Origin of the sequence: Methylocystis sp. L43 (assembly GCF_015709525.1) — a bacterium.
Lineage (GTDB): Bacteria > Pseudomonadota > Alphaproteobacteria > Rhizobiales > Beijerinckiaceae > Methylocystis.
In genome coordinates this window covers 286546-306407 of record NZ_JADNRA010000034.1, presented here as the reverse complement: position 1 = coordinate 306407, position 19862 = coordinate 286546, and the positions used below count along the sequence as shown (strand labels likewise).

The window sequence follows — 19862 nt, the reverse complement described above, 5'->3', positions numbered from 1 at the left end:
CGCGTCGCTTGCGCGAAGCGCGCGATGACCGCGGCGTCGATCGGATCGGTCTTGGCGCGCCGACCAAGCGCCTGCGCAAAGTGACGCACCTGCGCCGGATTGACGACGACGATGGGCAGAGAGGCGGCGGCAAGCGCCGCAGCGACCACGGTCTCGAAGCCGCCGGTGGCTTCGAGCGCGATCAGCGCGGGCGACAGCCCTTTTAGCCGTTCGACGAGCTGCGCAACGCCTTCGCCATTACGCGCCACCATAAAGGCCGCGCCTTGCGGAAGCGCATGCACATCAAGCCGGTCTTTGGAAACATCGATCCCGACATACACAGCGTCCATCATGTCCCGTCCTTGCCTAAGCGGGCTTCGCTTCGCGCGGCCCAAGCGACTGTTCGGGTTCGATGGAACGGCAGACGGGCGGCCAAGCTGAGGAACGGGCTCGATCGCCCGAGGATGAGCCGGCGTCCCGTCCGCCACCGCAGCGGCAATGTTAGCCGATCCGGCACGGTTTAAGTTACAAGGATGAGGACCGCAGGGGCTCTCACTCTCAAAACAGGTCAGTTTTGCGAAACCAAAGGCTCCTCGTCCTGAGGAGCCCTCGAACAGGGCGTCTCGAAGGACGAGGGGCCCTGCGTTGATGAGCCACGATCCCCATGTTCTCGAACACCCAACTGGCGAGCGCGTTGCAAAAAAAGCGCGCGCGCAGCCCCACGCCATGGGCGCCGCCGCCAATCTCTCAAGCTCTTGATTAATACGTCCACGCTTGCTTTATCGCGGCGCAATAACTTTCTCGGGAGCTGCGCCTCATGTCGACTTGGCCAAACTACGGCAAAATCACCGGTCCGATCGTGCTGATCGGCTTCGGCTCCATCGGCCGAGGCATTTTGCCGCTGATCGAGCGCCATTTCGATTTCGACAAATCGCGCTTCACCGTCATCGACCCTGTCGATACGCACCGCCGTCTGCTCGACGAGCGCGGCATCGCTTTTCTCAAAACCATGCTGACGCCGGAGAACTACCGCGAGGTCTTGACCCCGCTGCTGACCAAGGGCGAAGGCCAGGGCTTTATCGTCAATCTCTCGGTCGACGTTTCCTCGCTCGCGATCATCAAGCTCGCGCGCGAATTGAACGCGCTGTGCGTCGACACGGTGGTCGAGCCATGGCCGGGCTTTTACTTCGACAAGACCATGTCCAATGAAGCGCGCACCAATTATGCGCTGCGCGAGACGGTGCTCGAAGAGCGCCGCAAAAATCCCGGCGGATCGACGGCGGTTTCCTGCGTGGGCGCCAATCCCGGCATGGTCTCATGGTTCGTGAAGCAGGCGCTCGTCGATATCGCGCGCGACACGGGCGCCTTCGACAAGGAGCCGGCGACGCGCGCCGAATGGGGGGCGCTCGCCCAAAAGCTCGGGGTCAAGGGCGTTCACATCGCCGAACGCGACACCCAGCGCGCGCGCAATCCGAAGCCGCGCGACGTCTTCGTCAACACCTGGTCGGTTGAAGGTTTTGTCTCCGAGGGTCTGCAGCCCGCCGAACTCGGCTGGGGCACGCATGAAAAATCTTTGCCCGACATCGGCCGCACGCATCCGACCGGCTGCGGCGCGGCGATCTATCTGCTCTCGCCCGGCGCCAATACGCGCGTGCGCTCATGGTGCCCGACGCCGGGGCCGCAATATGGCTTCCTCGTCACCCACAATGAGTCGATTTCGATCGCGGACTATCTCACCCTGCGCGACGAGAAGGGCCAGGCGATCTATCGTCCGACCTGTCACTACGCCTATCATCCCGCCGACGACGCCGTGCTTTCTCTGCACGAGATGTTCGGCGCCGCCGGCAAGATGCAGGAGAGCTGGACGATCCTCGACGAACACGAGATCGTCGACGGAATCGACGAGCTCGGCGTGCTGCTCTACGGCCACGCCAAGAACGCCTATTGGTACGGGTCGCAGCTCTCGATCGAGGAGACCCGCGATCTCGCGCCCTATCAGAACGCCACCGGACTGCAGGTGAGTTCGGCGGCGCTCGCCGGCATGGTCTGGGCGCTGGAGAATCCGCAGGCGGGAATCGTCGAGGCCGACGAGGTCGACTACAGGCGCTGCCTCGACGTGCAGCTGCCGTATCTCGGCCCGGTGAAGGGCTATTACACGGATTGGACGCCGCTCGAGGGGCGTCCCGGGCTGTTCCCGGAAGATATCGACGAAAGCGATCCGTGGCAGTTCAGGAATGTTCTCGTGCGCTGAGGGCGCCTCAAGCGCAGCATTAGGAGGCGCGCCGTCGAGAGTCGGCGCGCTTTTTCGTTCAGAAAGCCGCTTGCCTCACTTTAATGTTCTCTATATGTTCTGACTAGCGTTGGTTCTGAGCGGTCGGCCAAGCGATGCTCGGGGCGAAGCTGGGCAGAGGTTGCGGAGATGGGGCGTGCGGCTCAGGCATCGGTAGAAATAAAAGGCGCGCCGCAGCCGCTCGACGCTGCGGCCCTCATCGACGACGAGCGCCGGCGCGGACGCGGCGCGTTGTCGAAGCGCAGCGGCCGCTTCGAAAAGGAGACCCGCGAGGAGGCCGACGACGGCTGGGGGTCGCTGGAGAGCTTGCCGGCGCTAAAGACCAATTTCCACGTCGAGAAGCCGCGTACGATCATCACCAGGAATGATTCGCCGGACATTTCCTTTGATCGCTCGATCAATCCCTATCGCGGCTGCGAGCATGGCTGCGTCTATTGCTTCGCGCGGCCGACGCACGCCTATATGGGCTTCTCGCCCGGCCTCGACTTCGAGACCGAGATCTTCGTCAAGGACGGCGCGGCGCAGCTTCTCGAACGCGAATTGTCGGCGCCGCGCTATGTCCCCAAGACGATCGCCATCGGCACCAACACCGATCCCTATCAGCCCGCCGAGAAGAGCCATCGAATCATGCGTTCGATCCTCGAAGTGCTGGCGCGCGCCAATCATCCTGTCGGCATCGTGACGAAGTCCGCGCTCGTTCTGCGCGACCTCGATCTGCTTGCGCCAATGGCGGCCAAGGGCCTCGCGAAGGTCGCGATCTCGGTGACGACGCTCGACCGCAAGTTGGCGCGCGTCATGGAGCCGCGCGCCGCAACGCCGGAACTGCGGCTCGAAACCATCGAAAAGCTCAGCGCCGCCGGCGTGCCGACGGCGGTGATGACGGCGCCGATCATTCCCGCCATCAATGACGACGAAATCGAGCGAATCTTAACGCGGGCGCACGCCGCCGGCGCTCGGGAAGCGGGCTATGTGATGCTGCGCCTGCCGCTCGAATTGCGCGATCTCTTCACGGAATGGCTGGCGACGCATTTTCCTGAAAGGGCCCGCCGCGCCCTCGCGCTGGTGCGCTCGACGCGAGACGGCAAGCTTTACGATGCGTCCTTCGGGACCCGGATGAAAGGCGAGGGCCCCTATGCCTGGATGATCGGCCGGCGTTTTGAGCTCGCGGCCGCTCGGCTCGGCTTTGTGCAGAAAACAAGATTGCGAACGGATCTGTTCGAGCCGCCCCGACGCGCGCCGCAGCAGCTCAACCTCTTCTGAGTCCATCTTAGGCTGGTCTCCGGCGAGCCTATCGCGCTCTCGCGGGCCGAGAATTCTTTGGACGCCGCCACAGACGCGGTCTTTCCGGTTGCCAGCCGCACGCCCTCGGCGCTTTATTCGCTGTGCGGTCCTGCGCTGACGCCACAGTCGCGCAGAACCCTTAGCGATCCGCGCGGGGGAGCGTTTGTGACGGCCAAGGGGCCCCATTTTCGGCTGGAAGCCCAGCTGCGCCGCAAAGGCGTCTGGCCGATCGCCGGCGTCGACGAGGTTGGACGCGGGCCGCTCGCGGGTCCGGTGGCGGCGGCGGCGGTGATTCTCGATCCCGCACGACGGCCGCGGGGCCTCGATGATTCGAAAGCGTTGAACCAGGCGCAGCGCGAAGAAGCGTTCGAGCGCATCATGGCCAGCGCGCTCGCGGTGAGCGTCGCCTTCGTCGCCCCCGCCGAAATTGATCGCATCAATATCCGCCAGGCGACGCTCGCGGCGATGGCGCGGGCCGTCGCCGGCCTTTCCCAAACGCCGGCCTATCTTCTCATCGACGGCAACGACCGGCCGCCAGTCGAGTGCCCCTGCCAATTGATCATCAAGGGCGACGCGACCGCGCTGTCGATCGCCGCAGCCTCGATCGTCGCCAAGGTCGCGCGCGACGCCATGATGCGCCGCCTCGCCGTCCATTATCCGCACTATGGGTTTGAGACCAATGTCGGCTACGCCGTGCAGCGTCACCTTGACGCGCTGGCGCTGCACGGCGCGAGCCCGGCGCACCGCGTCAGCTTCGCGCCCGTGCGCGAGGCCTGAGACCTCGTCAACTATTCGCTAACCTTTTTACTTCTTTAAGACTTCCGTTCGAAAAAGAGACGTCGGCGTTTTGCCAATATAAACGCCCCCTTTACCTCCCTCGTTCACTATCTCGCATGTTGGTTGCGTTGATGGTGTTCAGTTCATGCGTAGCGCGCGCGTCGGGGCGGCTCGCCTCAAAGCCCGAAATCAGGTCACGCGTATCGGGCGCACAAATGAAGGGCCGCTCCGCGCGACGGCGCGCAACGAAATCCTGTGCGGCGACTGCGTCGCATCGATGGAGCGACTGGCGCAGCAGAGCGTCGATCTCGTCTTCGCCGATCCGCCCTATAATCTGCAGCTCGCCAATCGTCTGCATCGCCCGGATCAAAGTCTCGTCGACGCGGTCGACAATGACTGGGACAAATTCGCGAATTTCGCCGCCTATGACGCCTTCACGCGCGACTGGCTCGCGCAGGCGCGCCGGGTGATGAAGCCCTCGGCGACGATTTTCGTGATCGGGTCCTACCACAATATTTTTCGCGTCGGCGCGATCATGCAGGATCTGGGCTTCTGGATCCTGAACGACATCGTCTGGCGCAAGAACAATCCGATGCCGAACTTTCGCGGCCGTCGCTTCACCAACGCCCATGAGACGATGATCTGGGCGGCGCGCGACCAAAGCGCCAAAAACTACACCTTCAATTACGAGGCGCTGAAGGCGGCGAACGAGGATTGCCAGGTTCGCTCCGACTGGCTGCTGCCGATTTGCGGCGGGACCGAGCGTCTCAAGGATGACGCAGGCCGCAAGACCCATCCAACGCAAAAGCCGGAAGCGCTGCTCGCGCGCGTCATTCTCGCCGCGTCAAAACCCGGCGATCTGGTGCTCGATCCCTTCTTTGGCACGGGAACGACGGGCGCCGTCGCCAAGCGCCTCGGGCGCGACTGGCTCGGCATCGAGCGCGACGGCGACTATCGCGCCGCGGCGCGCGCGCGTATTGCCGCCATTGAACCCTTGCCGGATGAGGCGCTCGCGACGGCCCCGTCGAAGCGCACGGAGCCGCGCATCGCCTTCGCGAGTCTCGTCGAAGCGGGGCTCATCGCGCCGGGCGCGACGCTCGTCGACGCCAAGCGGCGCCATCGCGCGGTGGTGCGGGCCGACGGCGCGCTGTCGCTCTCCGGCTTCGTCGGCTCGATCCACAAGACCGGGGCGCTGGCGCAGGGCCTGCCGGCCTGCAACGGCTGGACCTTCTGGCATTACGAAGAAAAGGGCGCCCTCGCGCCGATCGACGATCTACGCGCTGAGGCGCGCGAGCGTCTCAAAGTGGCGGCGGAATAGCTAATTTCCGTCATTGCGAGGAGCGGAGCGACGAAGCAATCCAGAGCCGTGGGCGCGACTCTGGATTGCTTCGCTTCGCTCGCAATGACGGCCCTATGCCAAGAAGCCTGCGTAGAAGCCGACGAGCAGCACGATTCCGATGAAGGCGCGATAGAAGACAAAGGGCCAGGCGGAGAAGCGTTCGAGAATCCGCAACAAGCCCCAGATTGCGACAAAGGCGGAGATCGAAGCGACGAAAAGCCCGAGCGTCAGCACCGCCCAGCCGTGGAAATCGAGCTGCGCCTTATGCAGCTCCCACAGCTCCTTGAGGCCCGCGAGGGCGATCGCCGGCAGGCCAAGCAGGAAGGAAAAGCGCGCGGCCTCTTCGCGTTTCAAGTCGAGGAATAGCGCGGCCGTCAGCGTCGAGCCCGAGCGCGAGACGCCCGGAATGAGCGCGCCGACCTGCGCGAAGCCGACGATCATCGCGTCCTTTAGGCTGACATGTTCGAGCGTGCGCTTGTGATTGCAATAGAGCTCGGCGATGGCGAGCAGCGCCGCCATCACGATCGAGGAAATCCCGATCACCGGCAGCGAGCGCAGCGGCGAGCCGCAGGTGTTGAGCGTATGCGACAGCGCGAGGCCGGCGATGCCGATCGGCACGGTCGCGAGCGCGATCCAGACGACGAAGCGAAACGTCCAATCGTTGAAATCGCGCCGCACCAGCGCCCGCACCGACCCCTCGGCGAGCGCGCGGATATCGCTCCAGAAATAGCTGACGACGGCGGCGAGCGCCGCGAGCTGCATCGCCGCGGAGAAGGCGGAGCCGGGGTCCTTCCAGCCGAGCAGCGCCGGCACGATGCGCATATGCGCGGTCGAGGAGATCGGCAGAAGCTCGGTGATGCCCTGCACCACGCCAAGAACGGCGACTTTCCAATAGCCGAGATCGACAAAACCGGTGTCGAGCCCATTCGTGCAAGCGGTCGCCATAGAGGCCCTCGTCTCGTTTGTCGGCCCCGCGACGAATCACGAAGGCGCCAAGCGACTCCGACTTCTGGCAAACAAGCCGGCCGCGATCAAGGCGAGGCGCAGGCAATCGCGCGACGCCTGTGCGTTTGCGCATCCTTACCCTCTACGAGGAGGGTGGCTCAGCGAAGCGGGGGCGGGTGGGGTAGCATTCCACTCGATCTGGTACGCCAAGCCCCCACCCGGCGGGCTGCGCCCGCCGACCTCCCCGCAAGGGGGAGGTATTCGCGCGTCTTCACAAGAGAGGTATTTCGCGCGCCTTCACAAGATCAATGAAACAGCGCGGCGGTCTTGAGGAGCGTCGTCCAGACGCCCCAGGCAAGGGGGACGCCGACGGCGGCCCAGGCGAGAACAAGCAGCAACGATCCGCCCTTTGAGCCGGGCAGCGCGTGCGCGGCGACCGGCGGACCGGCGTCCGTCGCCGTCGGCTCCAGCGCCTCTTCGACAAAATCCTCGAAATCGGCGTGGGTTTCGTCCTCTTCCTTGAGGACCTCTGCGACCGTGACGTGCTTTTGCGCCGCGATCTCTTCATCGCTCATGTAATATTTCTCGGCGCAGGGCCGCACGAGCAGATTGCAGACGAGACCGCAGAGCAGCAGGCCTGCGAGCACATACATCGTCTGATTATAGGCCGCCTCGCGCGGCGCGCCGACGCTCAGCTGATATTCGCGAATGTAATTGACGAGCACGGGTCCGAGCACGCCCGCCGTCGACCAGGCGGTCAGCAGCCGGCCATGGATGGCGCCGACATGATGCGTGCCGAAGATGTCGGCGAGATAAGCGGGAATGGTCGAAAAGCCGCCGCCGTACATGGTGATGATGACCGCAAAGAGCAGGACGAAGAGCCCGACCATGCCGCCCTTCGCCGCGAAGGGTTCCGCCGAATAAAGCGCGATGCCGACGACAAAAAAAATCGCGTAAGTGAGCTTGCGGCCGAATTTGTCGGAGGCCGAGGCCCAGCCGATGCGCCCGCCGATGTTGCACAGGCTCAAGAGGCCGGTGAAGCCCGCCGCGATCGCGGCGATCTGCCTTTTCTGATCGGGGGCGAGCTGATCAAAACCGATGTCCAGACCGATCAGCCTGCCGCCGAAGACTTCCTGCAGCATCGGCGAGGCCATGCCGAGAACGCCGATGCCCGCAGATACGTTGAGACAGAGCACGGCCCAGAGCAGCCAGAATTGCGGCGTCTTCCATGCGACGTCGAGATGGACGTGGCGATGCGTCACCATGGCGTTCTTGGCCGCCGTTGGCGGCGTGAAGCCTTCCGGCGCCCAGCCTTCAGGCGGCACCCGGTAGCCGAGCGCGCCGGCGACCATGAAGGCGAAATAGATCGCCGCGAGCGTCACGAAGGTCTGCCAGACGCCTGGCGAACTCGGCGTGGCGTAGAAGCCCATCAGCCGGTCGGCGAGCGGCGCGCCGATCATCGCGCCGCCGCCAAAGCCCATGATCGCGAGACCGGTCGCGAGGCCCCGCCGGTCGGGGAACCATTTGATGAGCGTCGAGACGGGCGAGATATATCCAAGCCCCAAACCGATGCCGCCGATCACGCCGGAGCCGATCCACAGCAAAGAGATCTGATGGAGATAGACCCCGAGCGCCGAGATGAGCAGGCCGCCGCACCAGCAGCAGGCCGCCGCGAGTCCGGCTTTGCGGGGCCCGGCCGTTTCGAGCCAATGGCCGAAGACCGCCGCCGACGAGCCCAGAAACACGAAGAACAGCGTGAACGTCCAACCGAGCCAGCTGATCTTCCAGTCGCAATCGGTGGCGATAAGCGTCGCGAAAAGACCGAGCGTCTCGGGGCATTCCTTCGGCTGCGCGCCGCCAATGATCCGCGACAGCGGCAGCCAGAAGACCGAAAAGCCATAGGCCATGCCGATGCACAGATGAATGGCGAGCGCCGCCGGCGGCACGAGCCAGCGATTGAATGTCGGCGCAGCGACGGTTCGATCCCGGCTGAAGAATTCGGGTCGGGCGATGGCGTCAGCGGTCATTAAACTTCCGGGCTTGTTTTGCAGGTGGGTTATTGCGCATGCGCGGCGCGCGGCACAAGCCCGCACAGGCCCGATGGCCCGCCCCGAGTGAGACGGTGGACGCCGTCATCGGATTCAATGCGCGCTCGTCGGGGGCGAGTCGGCCGGCTCTGCGAGCGGCTTCCGGTCGCCCCCGATCGTTCAAACAGAGCCGCCTCGAAGCGCCGGCGTCGTTGTTCAATTCCGTTCAATGGACGTTCGCGCCGCGTCGCGTAGAGCGCGGCGGGATTCATCCCGCACATAGGACATATGCCCGCCGGGCAGAACGACGAACTGCACGCGCGAACCATCGCCAAATGCGGGAAGCTGATCCAGCAAGAGTTTGGTGGCGAAATAGGGCGTAACGAGGTCGGTGATCCCATGCACGATGAGAACCTTGAGTCGCGGATCGAGCGCCAACGCTTCTCGGAGATCTGAGACGGCTTCCGCGTTGAGGCGCCCGCCGCGGCCGTAATCCCATTGGTGCGCGACTTGCGAATTGAGAATTTCGTAGCGTGCGTCGTTTATTGGCCACTCCAGCTTTTCTGTCACGATCCGGCTCATGGCGGCGCCCAGCGGCGCGCGCAGCGCGTCAAGCACCGGGTCGGCCCAGTCGCTGTCTTGCGAAAAGGGCGCGGGGTCGAAGCCGGCGACGTCGCCATCATAAGCGCTCAGAATACGTTGGTCGTCGCGCATCCGCTGGCGGCTGAACGTCTTGACGTCCACACGGCCGCCGAGCTGGGACGTCGTCTTGCCATCGAGACCTGTGAATTGCGCTACTCTGGCGCTCAGCCGCGACAGGGCTTCGGCGTCCCGCACCCCTTTGAGCAGATCGGTCAGATAAGCGCCTCTGGCATATTCCTCGACGTCGGCAAGCGCGGCTCTGTCCTTGGCGCCGCGCGCGACTGCTGCAAACGAGGGCAAGTAAGCGGCGTAGGACAGAAGATTGCGCCCGTCCAACCAGGTGAAGTCGAGGACCGGCGAGACGAGAACGAGACCTGTCACCCCGACGTTTTCGCGCTCTCGCAGCGCGTGCACCAGTTTGACGGCGCGAAAACTCCCATAGCTCTCGCCGACAAGATATTTGGGCGAGGCAAGGCGTCGGTGTGTCGTCAGCCATTTGCGAATGACCACGGCAAGCGCGTCGGCATCGCCTTGGACCGAGAAGAATCGCTTCCGGAGATCCTCGCCGTCGCCAAGGATTTTGCTGTAGCCCGCGCCCGGCGGGTCAACGAACACCAGATCGGCGAACGTCAGCCAGCTCTCGGCGTTCTCGACGATTGTGGGCGGCGCCGATGGCGAGAGCGGGCTGGCCATCTGAAGCCGCCATGGCGACAGCGCGCCCAGAGCCAGCCAGGCGGAACCCGCGCCGGGTCCGCCATTGAAGACGAAAGCAATCGGCCGCATGAGCGATTCCGCGCCCGCGCGTTCATAGGAAACATAGGCGACATCGGCCTGCGGCGCGTCATTCTGGGCGTCACGCAGATGCACGGCGCCCGCTCGCGCCGTGAACGCCACTCTCTCGCCGTTGAGCGTGATGGTATGGTTGGTGACGACCTCCGCCGGCAGACCCCGTGACGGGGCTGATCGTTCGTCTGCGCTTTTCTTTCCCGCTGCCGCATCGTCCGCCCGGCATGGGAAGCAGCCGCCCGCGACGAGCGCGACAAGCAAGAAGATCCATCGAACTCGCGGCTTACGCGTCATGCTTCCTCGCTCGGGGCTCGTCCAACGCTAACGGGGCTTCCGCGCCAAAAGCAAGGACCAGACGCCGTATCAACAGGGCCAAGACCGACCGCGACGCTGACGATCCGAGCGGCGCGTCGACGCCTTGCTTGATCACTTCATGCGCCAGCGTCACATGCGAGCCTGAGAGAATGGAGAGGCCGATGCAATGCGCGCCTTCCTTCTTCGCGGCCTCGCCACGACCAATCAGTGAAAGAAGAAATCCTGCGCCAGATACAATTCCCGACCATTCGGGGGAGGCGGGGGACGAATGCTCGCGAACACACGGCGTAGAATTTCAGCGTGGACCTCCGTGCCGCCCGTAATTCGAACTATCCTCATACGCCCGCTTGGCGCGATCTTGAACGCCACGCCAACACGCGCTTCGCCCGCGAATTGAGACTGTGGCATGCGTCGCCGCAGCTCCAGCGCCAGCCAATTGTAATATCCACGCATTGCGCCGAGGTCAGCGTTCATCGAAGCATCCGGCGTGGGCGCAAGATATTGCGCACGCGCGAACGGCGAAACGAACAGCGCAACTAAAACTACCGTGAGCGGAAACTTGTAGATCAGCACCTTCTAAACGGCGGCCTTCTCGATAATGTGGGCAAGGTCGGTCATGATGGCGTTGAGGTCGTAGTTCTTCGGCGTATAGACCGCCGCGACGCCCGCTTCGCGCAGAAGCTTTTCGTCGGCCGGCGGAATAATGCCGCCGACGACGAGCGGCGCCTCGACGCCTTCCTGCTTCATCAGCTTGATCACTTCATGGGCGAGCGTCACATGCGAGCCGGAGAGAATGGAGAGGCCGATGCAATGCGCGCCTTCCTTCTTCGCCGCCTCGACGAGTTCGGCCGGCGTCGAGCGGATGCCAGCGTAGATCACGTCAAAGCCGGCGTCGCGCGCGCGCACCGCGATCTGCTCGGCGCCGTTGGAATGGCCGTCGAGGCCCGGCTTGCCGACCAAAAACTTCGCCCGCTTGCCGAGCTTTTGCGACACGCGTTCGACTTCGCCGCGCACCGCGTCGAGCGCGCCGCCGACCTGACGGGCCGTCGATGAGACGCCGGTCGGCGCGCGGTATTCCCCAAATACGCCGCGTAAAACATTGCCCCATTCGCCGGTGGTGACGCCGGCCTTCGCCGCGGCGATGGACGGCTCGACCATGTTGCGGCCTTCCTTGGCGGCGCGCGCCAGCTCTTCGATGGCGGCCTGGGCGGCCTTCTGGTCGCGGGCTTCGCGCCAGGCCTTCAGCCGCGAAATCTGCTCGGCTTCGACATGTTCCGGCACGACCATGATCTGGTTGTCGCCCGAGGCGAGCGGCGACGGCTCGCCGCCGGTGAATTTGTTGACGCCGACGACGATCTGTTCGCCGGCCTCGATCGACTCGAGACGCGCGGTATTGGCCTCGACGAGCTTGCCCTTCATATAGCCGATCTCGACCGCCGCCGCCGCGCCGCCGAGCTCTTCGATCTTCTTGAGTTCGGCTTTCGCCTCGGCCTTCAGTTCGGCGACCTTGCGGGCGATTTCGGGATTGCCGTCGAAGATGTCGCCATATTCCAGGAGGTCCGTCTCATAGGCCATGATCTGCTGCATGCGCAGCGACCATTGCTGGTCGAAGGGGCGGGGCAGGCCGAGCGCTTCGTTCCAGGCGGGAAGCTGCACGGCGCGGGCGCGGGCGTTCTTGGAGAGCACGACGGCGAGCATCTCGATCAGGATGCGATAGACGTTATTTTCCGGCTGCTGCTCGGTCAGGCCGAGCGAATTGACCTGCACGCCATAGCGGAAGCGGCGAAGCTTCTCGTCCTTCACGCCATAGCGCTCGCGCGTGATCTCTTCCCAAAGCTCGGCGAAGGCGCGCATTTTGCACAGCTCGGTGACGAAGCGCATGCCGGCGTTGACGAAAAAAGAGATGCGGCCGACGACTTGAGCGAAGTCTTCCTCAGGCATTCCCGCGGCTTTCACGCCGTCGAGAATGGCGACGGCGGTCGCGAGCGCGTAAGCCAATTCCTGCGACGGCGTCGCGCCGGCTTCCTGCAGATGGTAGGAGCAGACGTTCATCGGATTGAACTTGGGGCATTCCTTCGTGGTGAAGAGAATGAGGTCCTGCGTGAGGCGCAGCGACTGCGTCGGCGGAAACACGTAGGAGCCGCGCGACAGATATTCCTTGATGATGTCGTTTTGCGTCGTGCCCTGCAGTTTTGCGCGCGGCGCGCCCTGTTCCTCGGCGGCGGCGATATAGAGCGCCATCAGCCACACGGCGGTGGCGTTGATGGTCATCGACGTGTTCATCTCGCCGATTGGAATGCCATCGAAGAGCGCGCGCATGTCGCCAAGATGCGAGACCGGCACGCCGACCTTGCCGACCTCGCCGCGCGAGAGAATATGGTCGCAGTCGTAGCCCGTCTGCGTCGGCAGATCGAAGGCGATGGAGAGACCCGTCTGGCCCTTGGCGAGATTGGAGCGATAGAGCTTGTTGGACTCGCTGGCCGTCGAATGGCCGGCGTAAGTGCGAAACATCCAGGGCTTGTCGCGGCGCGGGGCGGACATGTCGTTCATATAGCCTCTCCTCCGCCGTTGCGCTTAGCATGCGGCCAGCGCCGGAGGAAGACGGGCGCATTGGGCGGTTAGCCGTCGGAAATCCAAACGGCGCCCTTATCGATGTATGTATCAACGGGAGGATTTTACGTGACCGTTGAGTAGATAGCCGCTTGAGCAAGTCGCACTCGTCGAGTCAGCGCTGATTTTTCTTCAGCGCGTCCGGCTTGTGGATCGCGCGGGCGCCTGTCTTGCCGCTTTCGACCAGATATTGTGGATCGTCCGGGCTCGCCTCGGCGACATGGCCTTTCACGCGCGCCCGCGCCGTCACCTTCTTGACGACCTTGCCGGTCGTCACCCCCTGGGAAGTCTTCCAGCTGACAGGGTCGCCGGGCTTGAACTTACGCGGCATGGCGCTGCCTCCGGCCAATACATGCCTATCCCGAGGTCGGGCGGGGCGCGATTTCGTTCAGCGACTGCACGCGCCTGGCCTGCGGACCCTCCCGGCCTTGGCCTTCCAGAAACTCCACCCGCTCGCCGATTTCGAGCGCGTCAAAGCCGGGTTCGGCCACGCTGTTGCGATGAAAATAGATCTCGCGTCCATCCTCGCTTTCGAGGAAGCCGAAGCCGTCGGCGCGAAAGACGCTTTTCACCACGGCCGTCGGCGCCGTCTCGTGATGCTTGATCTTGCCGCGAATCTGGCGCGACTGATCGCGTAATTGCCGCCGCGCCCGCCTGAAGGCGTCGCTGAGCGCGAAATCAGCGTTCATGAAGCGCTCGTCGGCGTCGGGCGTGCGCTCTACTGACACTTCCCGACCGTCGGGGAGCGCGATGTAGATCGTGAAATGATGTTGGCCGCCGGTCCGGTGATGGCCGCTCGGCCCCTTGGCGACGACGCGGCAGGCGGTCATGCGCCCATAAACCTTCTCCAGCTGAGCCAGTTTGGCGACGATTTTCGCGCCCAGCTCCGGGCGCGGCTCCATGTCGATGAAATCGATCTCGGGCGCGGTTTCCATAGGGTCTCTTTCTGCCCCCGGCGCAGATAAATAATGCGCGGGCGCCGAAAGGCTTCCTGCAGCCATAGAGAAACACTTGTCGATCCATAGGAATTTCGCGCTATGAAGCGCGCCGTCGCCCTATTATAAGCTCCGCCGGAACTTTATCGGCGCAAGATTCAAAGTCGGAGGGAACGAAACCTTGAGCGAGAAGAAGGACCTCTATGAGATGGGCGAGATTCCGCCGCTCGGGCATGTGCCGAAGAACATGTACGCCTGGGCGATCCGCAAGGAGCGGCATGGGCCGCCGGAAACCGCCATGCAGCTCGAGGTCTTGCCGACCTGGGAGCTCGACAGCCACGACGTGCTGGTGCTCGTGATGGCGGCCGGCGTCAATTACAACGGCGTCTGGGCGTCGCTGGGCGAGCCGGTGTCGACCCTCGACGCTCACAAGAATCCATATCACGTCGCCGGCTCCGACGCCTCCGGCATCGTCTGGGCGGTGGGCTCCAAGGTGAAGCGCTGGAAGGTCGGCGACGAGGTCATCATCCACTGCAACCAGGATGATGGGGACGACGAGGAGTGCAACGGCGGCGATCCGATGTTCTCCCCCTCGCAGCGCATCTGGGGCTATGAGACGCCGGACGGCTCCTTCGCCCAGTTCTGCCGCGTCCAGGACCGCCAGCTCATGGAGCGCCCGAAGCACCTCACCTGGGAGGAGGCGGCCTGCTACACCTTAACGCTCGCCACCGCCTATCGCATGCTTTTTGGCCACGCGCCGCATCAATTGAAGCCCGGCGACAATGTGCTGGTGTGGGGCGCCTCCGGCGGCCTCGGCGTGTTCGCCGTGCAGCTCTGCGCCGCCTCGGGCGCCAACGCCATCGGCGTCATCTCGGATGAGAGCAAGCGCGACTACGTGCTTTCGCTTGGCGCCAAGGGCGTCATCAACCGCAAGGACTTCAAGAGCTGGGGCCAGTTGCCGAAGGTCAACACGCCCGAGTTCAATGAATGGACCAAGAACGCCCGCGCCTTCGGCAAGGCGATCTGGGACATCACCGGCAAGAAGGACGTCGACATCGTCTTTGAGCATCCGGGCGAACAGACGTTCCCGGTCTCGTGCCTCGTGGTGAAGCGCGGCGGGATGGTGGTGTTCTGCGCTGGCACGACCGGCTTCAACCTCACCTTCGACGCCCGCTATGTGTGGATGCGCCAGAAGCGCATCCAGGGTTCGCATTTCGCGCATCTGAAGCAGGCGTCGGCCGCCAATCGCTTCGTCCTGGACCGGCGCGTCGACCCCTGCATGTCGGAAGTCTTTTCATGGGAGAAGATTCCTCTCGCCCACACCAAGATGTGGAAGAACGAACATGCGCCCGGCAACATGGCGGTGCTCGTGATGTCGCCGGAGCCGGGCCTACGCACGGTCGAGGACGTGACGGACGCCTATAAGAAGAAATAGGCTTTTCGGCCTGGAGAAAATTCGCGGCGCGTCGGGAAACCGGCGCGCCGTTTTCGTCATATTCGGGTGCGGCGAAAAGCATCCGGGGCTGCCTTTGAACCGGCGGGCCGACCATGGCGTATCGGGCTCTCGTACGATCCTTGCGTCAGGCCGGAGATGGCGGCGAGAAGGATCAACCCGAACACCCAGCCCACCCTGCGGATCGCCGAAAAGACGAAGCTCTGCCAACCGGTCAGTCGCTCTCGTTTGGGATCGTCGAAGAAGGCGGTGAACTCCTTATTGATTTCGATCGCGGGGAGGAGCCGAGCCAGGCTCGCGCCAAAGCACCAGAAAAAATTATAGCGGCCCTCGCGCACGCCCTTCACCGGCGTCTTCAGATAGACGGAGCCGAGGAATGAGACGCCAATGACCCAGTAGAGTACGCGGAAGGTAGCTGCCGGGGACGCTCAGCCATGTCGCCAGCGCGCATGATAACGCCGACAGGCTTCGGCGCGGCGCAAAGGCGATAATGGCGCTCCGTGCCTTCGACATGATCGCTTGATCCTCATTGCGCGCAAAATTACCCAACCGCGGAATAAATCCAAAACGAGAGGGCGGCCGACCAGCTTTAGACCGCTTCCTTGGAAGGTCTAGAAGTTAAGTGACGCGTCGCCCGCGCGCTTGACCGCCTTGAAGCAATGATGCAGATTTGAGGCAGAAATCATACTTGACGCCGGCGCGGGGCCACACGCGCCGGCAGCGAGCCGTAAGGCGGATGCGGCCATGCTCGAAGCGTGCAATCTCACCAAGCGTTACGACGGCGCGGACTCTCCGGCGCTCGATCATTTGAATTTTACCGTGCCGGCGGGCGAGGTGTTTTGCCTGCTCGGCCCCAACGGCGCCGGCAAGACGACGACCGTCAATCTCTTCCTGAATTTTATACAGCCGACCGCAGGTCAGGCGCTCGTCTGCGGGATCGACGCCGCGGTTGATCCCTCCGCGGCGCGCGCGCTTCTCGCCTATATCCCCGAACAGGTGATGCTCTACGGCGCGCTGACGGGCCTCGAGAATCTGCAATATTTCACCGAAATTTCCGGGGCCGAGGCGCCGCGCGAGACGCTGCTCTCGCTGCTCGCCGCCGCCGGCCTGCCGCGCGACGCCTTCGATCGTCCCGTGCGCGGCTATTCCAAGGGCATGCGCCAGAAGGTCGGCGTCGCCATCGCGCTCGCAAGGCGCGCGCAGGCGCTGGTGCTTGATGAGCCGACCTCCGGCCTCGATCCGCTCGCGGCCAATGAGTTCGCCGCGCTCATCGAGCGGCTGCGCAAGGAGGGCATGGCGGTACTCATGGTCACGCACGACCTCTTCCTCGCCAAGCAATGCGGCACGAAGATCGGCATCATGGCGCAGGGCCGCCTCGCGTCGGTCTTCGGCGCCGATGACGTCGATCATCTCGGGCTGGAGCGCGCCTATCTCGATCTTTTCGCGAGGGCGGCGTGAGCGATCTCGCTCTCGCGCCTCTCGCCGCTGCGGCGCCGGCGAAGAGCAGCTGGCGCGTCGTGCGCGCCGTCGCCGCCAAGGAATGGCTGGAGCTGTTCCGCGACCGGCGGCTCGTCTGGCTCTGCGCCTTCGTCGTCGCGCTGATGCTCGCCGCGCTCGCCTTTGGCTATGTCGAGAGCGCCCGCATCCTGCGCGAGCGCGACGCGGCGGCGCAGGCCGATCGCGAGCTTTGGGTCGGACAGAGCGCCAAGAATCCGCACGCCGCCGCGCATTTCGGCCAATACGCGTTCAAGCCGTTGAGCCCGCTGGCGCTCGCCGAGCCCGGCGTCGACGCCTATGTCGGCTCGGCGGTGTGGCTCGAGGCGCATAAGCAGAACGAGACCCAGTTCAAACAGGCGCGCGACGGCGGCGTCGGCGCGCGGCTCGGCTCGCTGTCGCTCGCCTTCATCCTGCAGACGGTCGCGCCGCTCATCGTCATCCTGATGGGCTTCGCGAGCTTCTCGGGCGAGCGCGAAAGCGGCACGCTGAAACAGTTGCTCAGCGTCGGCGCGCGGCCGCGCGACATTCTCGCCGGCAAGGCGCTCGCGCTCATCGGCGCCATTTTCGCGCTGCTCGCGCCGGCCTTCGTCGGCGCGGCGCTCGCGCTCGTCTTCTTCGTCGATCGTGAACGCCTGTCGCTCGCCGATCAATTCCTTCGGCTCGCTGCGCTTGGCGCCGCCTATGCCGCCTATCTCGCGGGCTTCGCTTTTCTCGCGCTCGGCGTTTCGGCTTTGGCGAGAAACTCCCGCGCGGCGCTCGTGACGCTGCTCGCCTTCTGGCTCGCCAATTCCTTTCTCGCGCCGCGCCTCGCCACGGACGCGGCGCGCGCCTTCGCGCCGACGCCGACATGGCAGGAATTTCGAGCCGGTATCGCGCAGGACAAGGCGAAGACCTTCGGCCATGACGAAAGTCATCCAGCCTTCGTCGCCTTCCGCGACGAGACGCTGAAGAAATATGGAGTTTCGCGCATCGAGGATCTGCCCGTCAGCTTCCGCGGCCTCTCGCTGCGCAAGGACGACGAGGCCGGCTATGCGATCTTCGACCGCCACTTCGGCGCGCTGCAGTCGGCCTTCGACCGTCAGGACGCGCTGCGCGCCGCGCCCGGCTTCCTTTTTCCGCTGCTCGCGCTGCGGCCGATCTCGATGGCCTTCGCCGGCGTCGACAGCCGCAGCCAGTTCGATTTCGCCACGGCGGCCGAGGCGCACCGGCGCGACATCCAAAATCAGGTCAGCGACAACATCATCCATTTCGCCCACGACAAACAATATGTCGCGGGGCCAGAGCTGTGGCGAAAGATCGCCTCCTTCGCCTATCGCGCGCCCGGGGCGGTCTTCGCCCTCGGCTACAGCGCGCTCCCCATGATCGGCTTATTGGGCTGGCTCGCGCTCGCCTGCGCTTTCGCGCTCTTCGCGGCGCGGCGTCTGCGGCCCGTATGAGCGCGCCCATGTCTTCCGCTTTTCTCTCTTCCGCTTTTCTCGCGGGCGTGCGCTTTGAGGCGCGCATGATGCGCCGCGACGGCGCCATCTGGTTCGCGCTCATCGCCTTGGCGGGCGTCGCGCTGTTCGCCCTCGGCATGGGCGCGTCGCGCGTCGCGGCGCAACAGGCGGCGATCGCGGGCGCCCGCGCCGACGAGACGCAGCGCCTGACAAACCTCCAGAAGACGCTCGCGCAATTGCAGCAGGGCGAGACGCAGGGAAAGCCCGCGCCGGAGCCGCCGCCCTATCGCGATCCGCGCAACGCCGCCTTCATGGGGGGAGGCCCCGCCGCGGCGGTCGCCGCGCTCGCGCCCGCGCCTTTGGCGCTCGTCGCCACAGGGCAGAGCGATCTTCTGCCGCCCGCCGTCCGGGTGACGACGGGCTCCAAAGACAGTTTTCTCTTCGTCGACGAGATCGACAATCCGGCCAATCTGATGTCGGGCGCGACCGATCTCGCCTTCGTCGTCGTCTTCGTCTATCCGCTCGTCGTTCTGGCGATGGCCTTCAATCTGCTCGCCGGCGAGCGCGAGCAGGGAACGCTGGCGATGACGCTCGCCTCGGCGCGCCGTCCTGGCGTGGCGCTCGCCGGCAAGCTGACGGCGCGCGTCGCCGCGCCGATCGCCGTGACGCTGCTGGCGGTGGCGGCGGGCGTCTGGATCTTCGCCGGCTGGGAGCGGCTTGCGACGCCCGGCTTCGCGGCGCTGCTTTTCGTCGTGCTGCTCTACGGTCTCTTCTGGGCGGCGCTTGCCGCCGCGGTCGACGGGCTGGGCCGGAGCTCCGCCTTCAACGCGCTGACGCTGATCGGCGCCTGGGTGGCGATCACGATGATCCTGCCGGCCGCGATCAACAGCCTCGCCGCTTTCGCCCATCCCGCGCCCTCCCGAACCGACATGGTGCTCGCGGCCCGGGCGGCCTCGATCGACGCCGACCGCGCGCGCGACGCCTCGCTCGCGCGCTACGCCCAGGAACATGGCGACGCGGAAAAGCCAGCCGGCGGTCCGCAAGAGATGACGCTGCGGCGTCTGGCGACGCAGGAGGCAGCGTTTCAGCGCGTCGAGGCGATCGTCGCCGAGCATGACGCGCAGCTTGCGCGCCAGCGCGACATGGCGGACCGGCTCGGCTACATTTCTCCCGCCTATCTGACCTATCAGGCGATGGCCGACATCGCCGGCGCCGGGGAGAAGCGCTACCGCGCCTTCCTCGACCGGATCCGCGCCTTCCACGTCGACTGGCGGGAGTTCTTTCTCTCCCGCGCCAAGGCGGGCGCGTCGCTGACGGCGCAGGATTACGCCGCCATGCCGAAATTCACGCAAGCGGATGACGAGTTGATGGGGCCTGCGCCGACCGGACATGCCGGCGCGCTCATCGGCGTCGCGTTGCCGGCCTTGCTGCTCGCCGCGTTCGCAATCCGCGGCTACCGGAGCGCCGCGCCGCGATAATGCGGCGCAGCCCGCGCCGGTTGCGTCTTCGGCCAAATGGCGGCATGTAAGGCGCAAATTCGCCCAGCGCCT

General features: G+C 64.9%; 17 protein-coding genes. 8 read left to right on the top strand and 9 right to left on the bottom strand.

Going from position 1 to position 19862, the window contains the following annotated elements:
- Positions 1-329, bottom strand: a 329-nt coding sequence (locus tag IYX23_RS16215) for a transposase (protein WP_196393484.1), incomplete at its 3' end; no start/stop codon positions are given.
- Between the two features lie 467 nt (positions 330-796).
- On the opposite strand from IYX23_RS16215, the gene IYX23_RS16210 reads away from it, so the two are divergent.
- The 4 genes from IYX23_RS16210 (at position 797) to IYX23_RS16195 (ending at position 5645) form a co-directional block, all read left to right on the top strand.
- Positions 797-2230, top strand: a complete 1434-nt coding sequence (locus IYX23_RS16210) for a homospermidine synthase (protein WP_196393485.1) — start codon at positions 797-799, stop codon at positions 2228-2230.
- 168 nt (positions 2231-2398) lie between these two features.
- The gene (locus tag IYX23_RS16205; protein WP_196393486.1) at positions 2399-3529 is read left to right on the top strand and encodes a PA0069 family radical SAM protein; all 1131 of its coding nucleotides are present in this window, start codon (positions 2399-2401) and stop codon (positions 3527-3529) included.
- 57 nt (positions 3530-3586) lie between these two features.
- Complete coding sequence (locus tag IYX23_RS16200) at positions 3587-4327, top strand: ribonuclease HII (protein ID WP_196393487.1); 741 nt, start codon at positions 3587-3589, stop codon at positions 4325-4327.
- Positions 4328-4472: 145 nt separating this feature from the next.
- Positions 4473-5645: a site-specific DNA-methyltransferase gene (locus IYX23_RS16195; RefSeq protein WP_281431797.1), complete on the top strand. Its 1173-nt coding sequence runs from the start codon at positions 4473-4475 to the stop codon at positions 5643-5645.
- 93 nt (positions 5646-5738) lie between these two features.
- Here the strand turns inward: IYX23_RS16195 and IYX23_RS16190 are convergent, their stop codons facing one another.
- The 7 genes from IYX23_RS16190 to IYX23_RS20665 all read right to left on the bottom strand — a co-directional run bounded on the left by IYX23_RS16190 (position 5739) and on the right by IYX23_RS20665 (position 13926).
- Entirely contained in the window at positions 5739-6611 is an 873-nt protein-coding gene (locus IYX23_RS16190; protein WP_196393488.1) for an undecaprenyl-diphosphate phosphatase, read from the bottom strand.
- A gap of 305 nt (positions 6612-6916) precedes the next feature.
- Positions 6917-8638 (bottom strand): OFA family MFS transporter, encoded by a 1722-nt coding sequence (locus IYX23_RS16185; protein ID WP_196393489.1) that lies wholly within the window; start codon positions 8636-8638, stop codon positions 6917-6919.
- A 216-nt stretch (positions 8639-8854) separates the two neighbouring features.
- Complete coding sequence (locus tag IYX23_RS16180) at positions 8855-10360, bottom strand: peptidase S10 (protein WP_246716877.1); 1506 nt, start codon at positions 10358-10360, stop codon at positions 8855-8857.
- Positions 10361-10585: 225 nt separating this feature from the next.
- Positions 10586-10855 (bottom strand): hypothetical protein, encoded by a 270-nt coding sequence (locus IYX23_RS16175; protein ID WP_196393490.1) that lies wholly within the window; start codon positions 10853-10855, stop codon positions 10586-10588.
- 102 nt (positions 10856-10957) lie between these two features.
- On the bottom strand, positions 10958-12931 hold the full coding sequence (locus IYX23_RS16170; protein ID WP_196393491.1) for a protein meaA: 1974 nt from the start codon (positions 12929-12931) through the stop codon (positions 10958-10960).
- Between the two features lie 175 nt (positions 12932-13106).
- Positions 13107-13322, bottom strand: coding sequence for a DUF2945 domain-containing protein (locus tag IYX23_RS16165; protein WP_196393492.1), 216 nt, complete (start codon positions 13320-13322; stop codon positions 13107-13109).
- Positions 13323-13347: 25 nt separating this feature from the next.
- Entirely contained in the window at positions 13348-13926 is a 579-nt protein-coding gene (locus IYX23_RS20665) for an HPF/RaiA family ribosome-associated protein (protein ID WP_196393493.1), read from the bottom strand.
- Between the two features lie 181 nt (positions 13927-14107).
- Here IYX23_RS20665 and ccrA point away from each other — a divergent pair, with 181 nt between their 5' ends.
- Positions 14108-15361 (top strand): crotonyl-CoA carboxylase/reductase, encoded by a 1254-nt coding sequence (ccrA, locus tag IYX23_RS16155; RefSeq protein ID WP_196393494.1) that lies wholly within the window; start codon positions 14108-14110, stop codon positions 15359-15361.
- Between the two features lie 56 nt (positions 15362-15417).
- On the opposite strand, the gene IYX23_RS16150 is transcribed toward ccrA, so the two are convergent.
- Positions 15418-15726, bottom strand: coding sequence for a hypothetical protein (locus tag IYX23_RS16150; RefSeq protein ID WP_196393495.1), 309 nt, complete (start codon positions 15724-15726; stop codon positions 15418-15420).
- A 397-nt stretch (positions 15727-16123) separates the two neighbouring features.
- Between IYX23_RS16150 and IYX23_RS16145 the strand changes: the two genes are divergently transcribed.
- From IYX23_RS16145 to IYX23_RS16135, 3 genes are read left to right on the top strand one after another with little or no spacing between them, the layout of a single operon-like run.
- Entirely contained in the window at positions 16124-16837 is a 714-nt protein-coding gene (locus tag IYX23_RS16145; protein ID WP_196393496.1) for an ABC transporter ATP-binding protein, read from the top strand.
- The gene (locus IYX23_RS16140) at positions 16834-18312 is read left to right on the top strand and encodes a DUF3526 domain-containing protein (protein ID WP_196393497.1); all 1479 of its coding nucleotides are present in this window, start codon (positions 16834-16836) and stop codon (positions 18310-18312) included. The genes IYX23_RS16145 and IYX23_RS16140 overlap by 4 nt, the downstream gene beginning before the upstream one ends.
- Before the next feature lie 8 nt (positions 18313-18320).
- Positions 18321-19790 (top strand): DUF3526 domain-containing protein, encoded by a 1470-nt coding sequence (locus IYX23_RS16135; RefSeq protein ID WP_246716875.1) that lies wholly within the window; start codon positions 18321-18323, stop codon positions 19788-19790.
- Positions 19791-19862 lie beyond the last annotated feature (72 nt).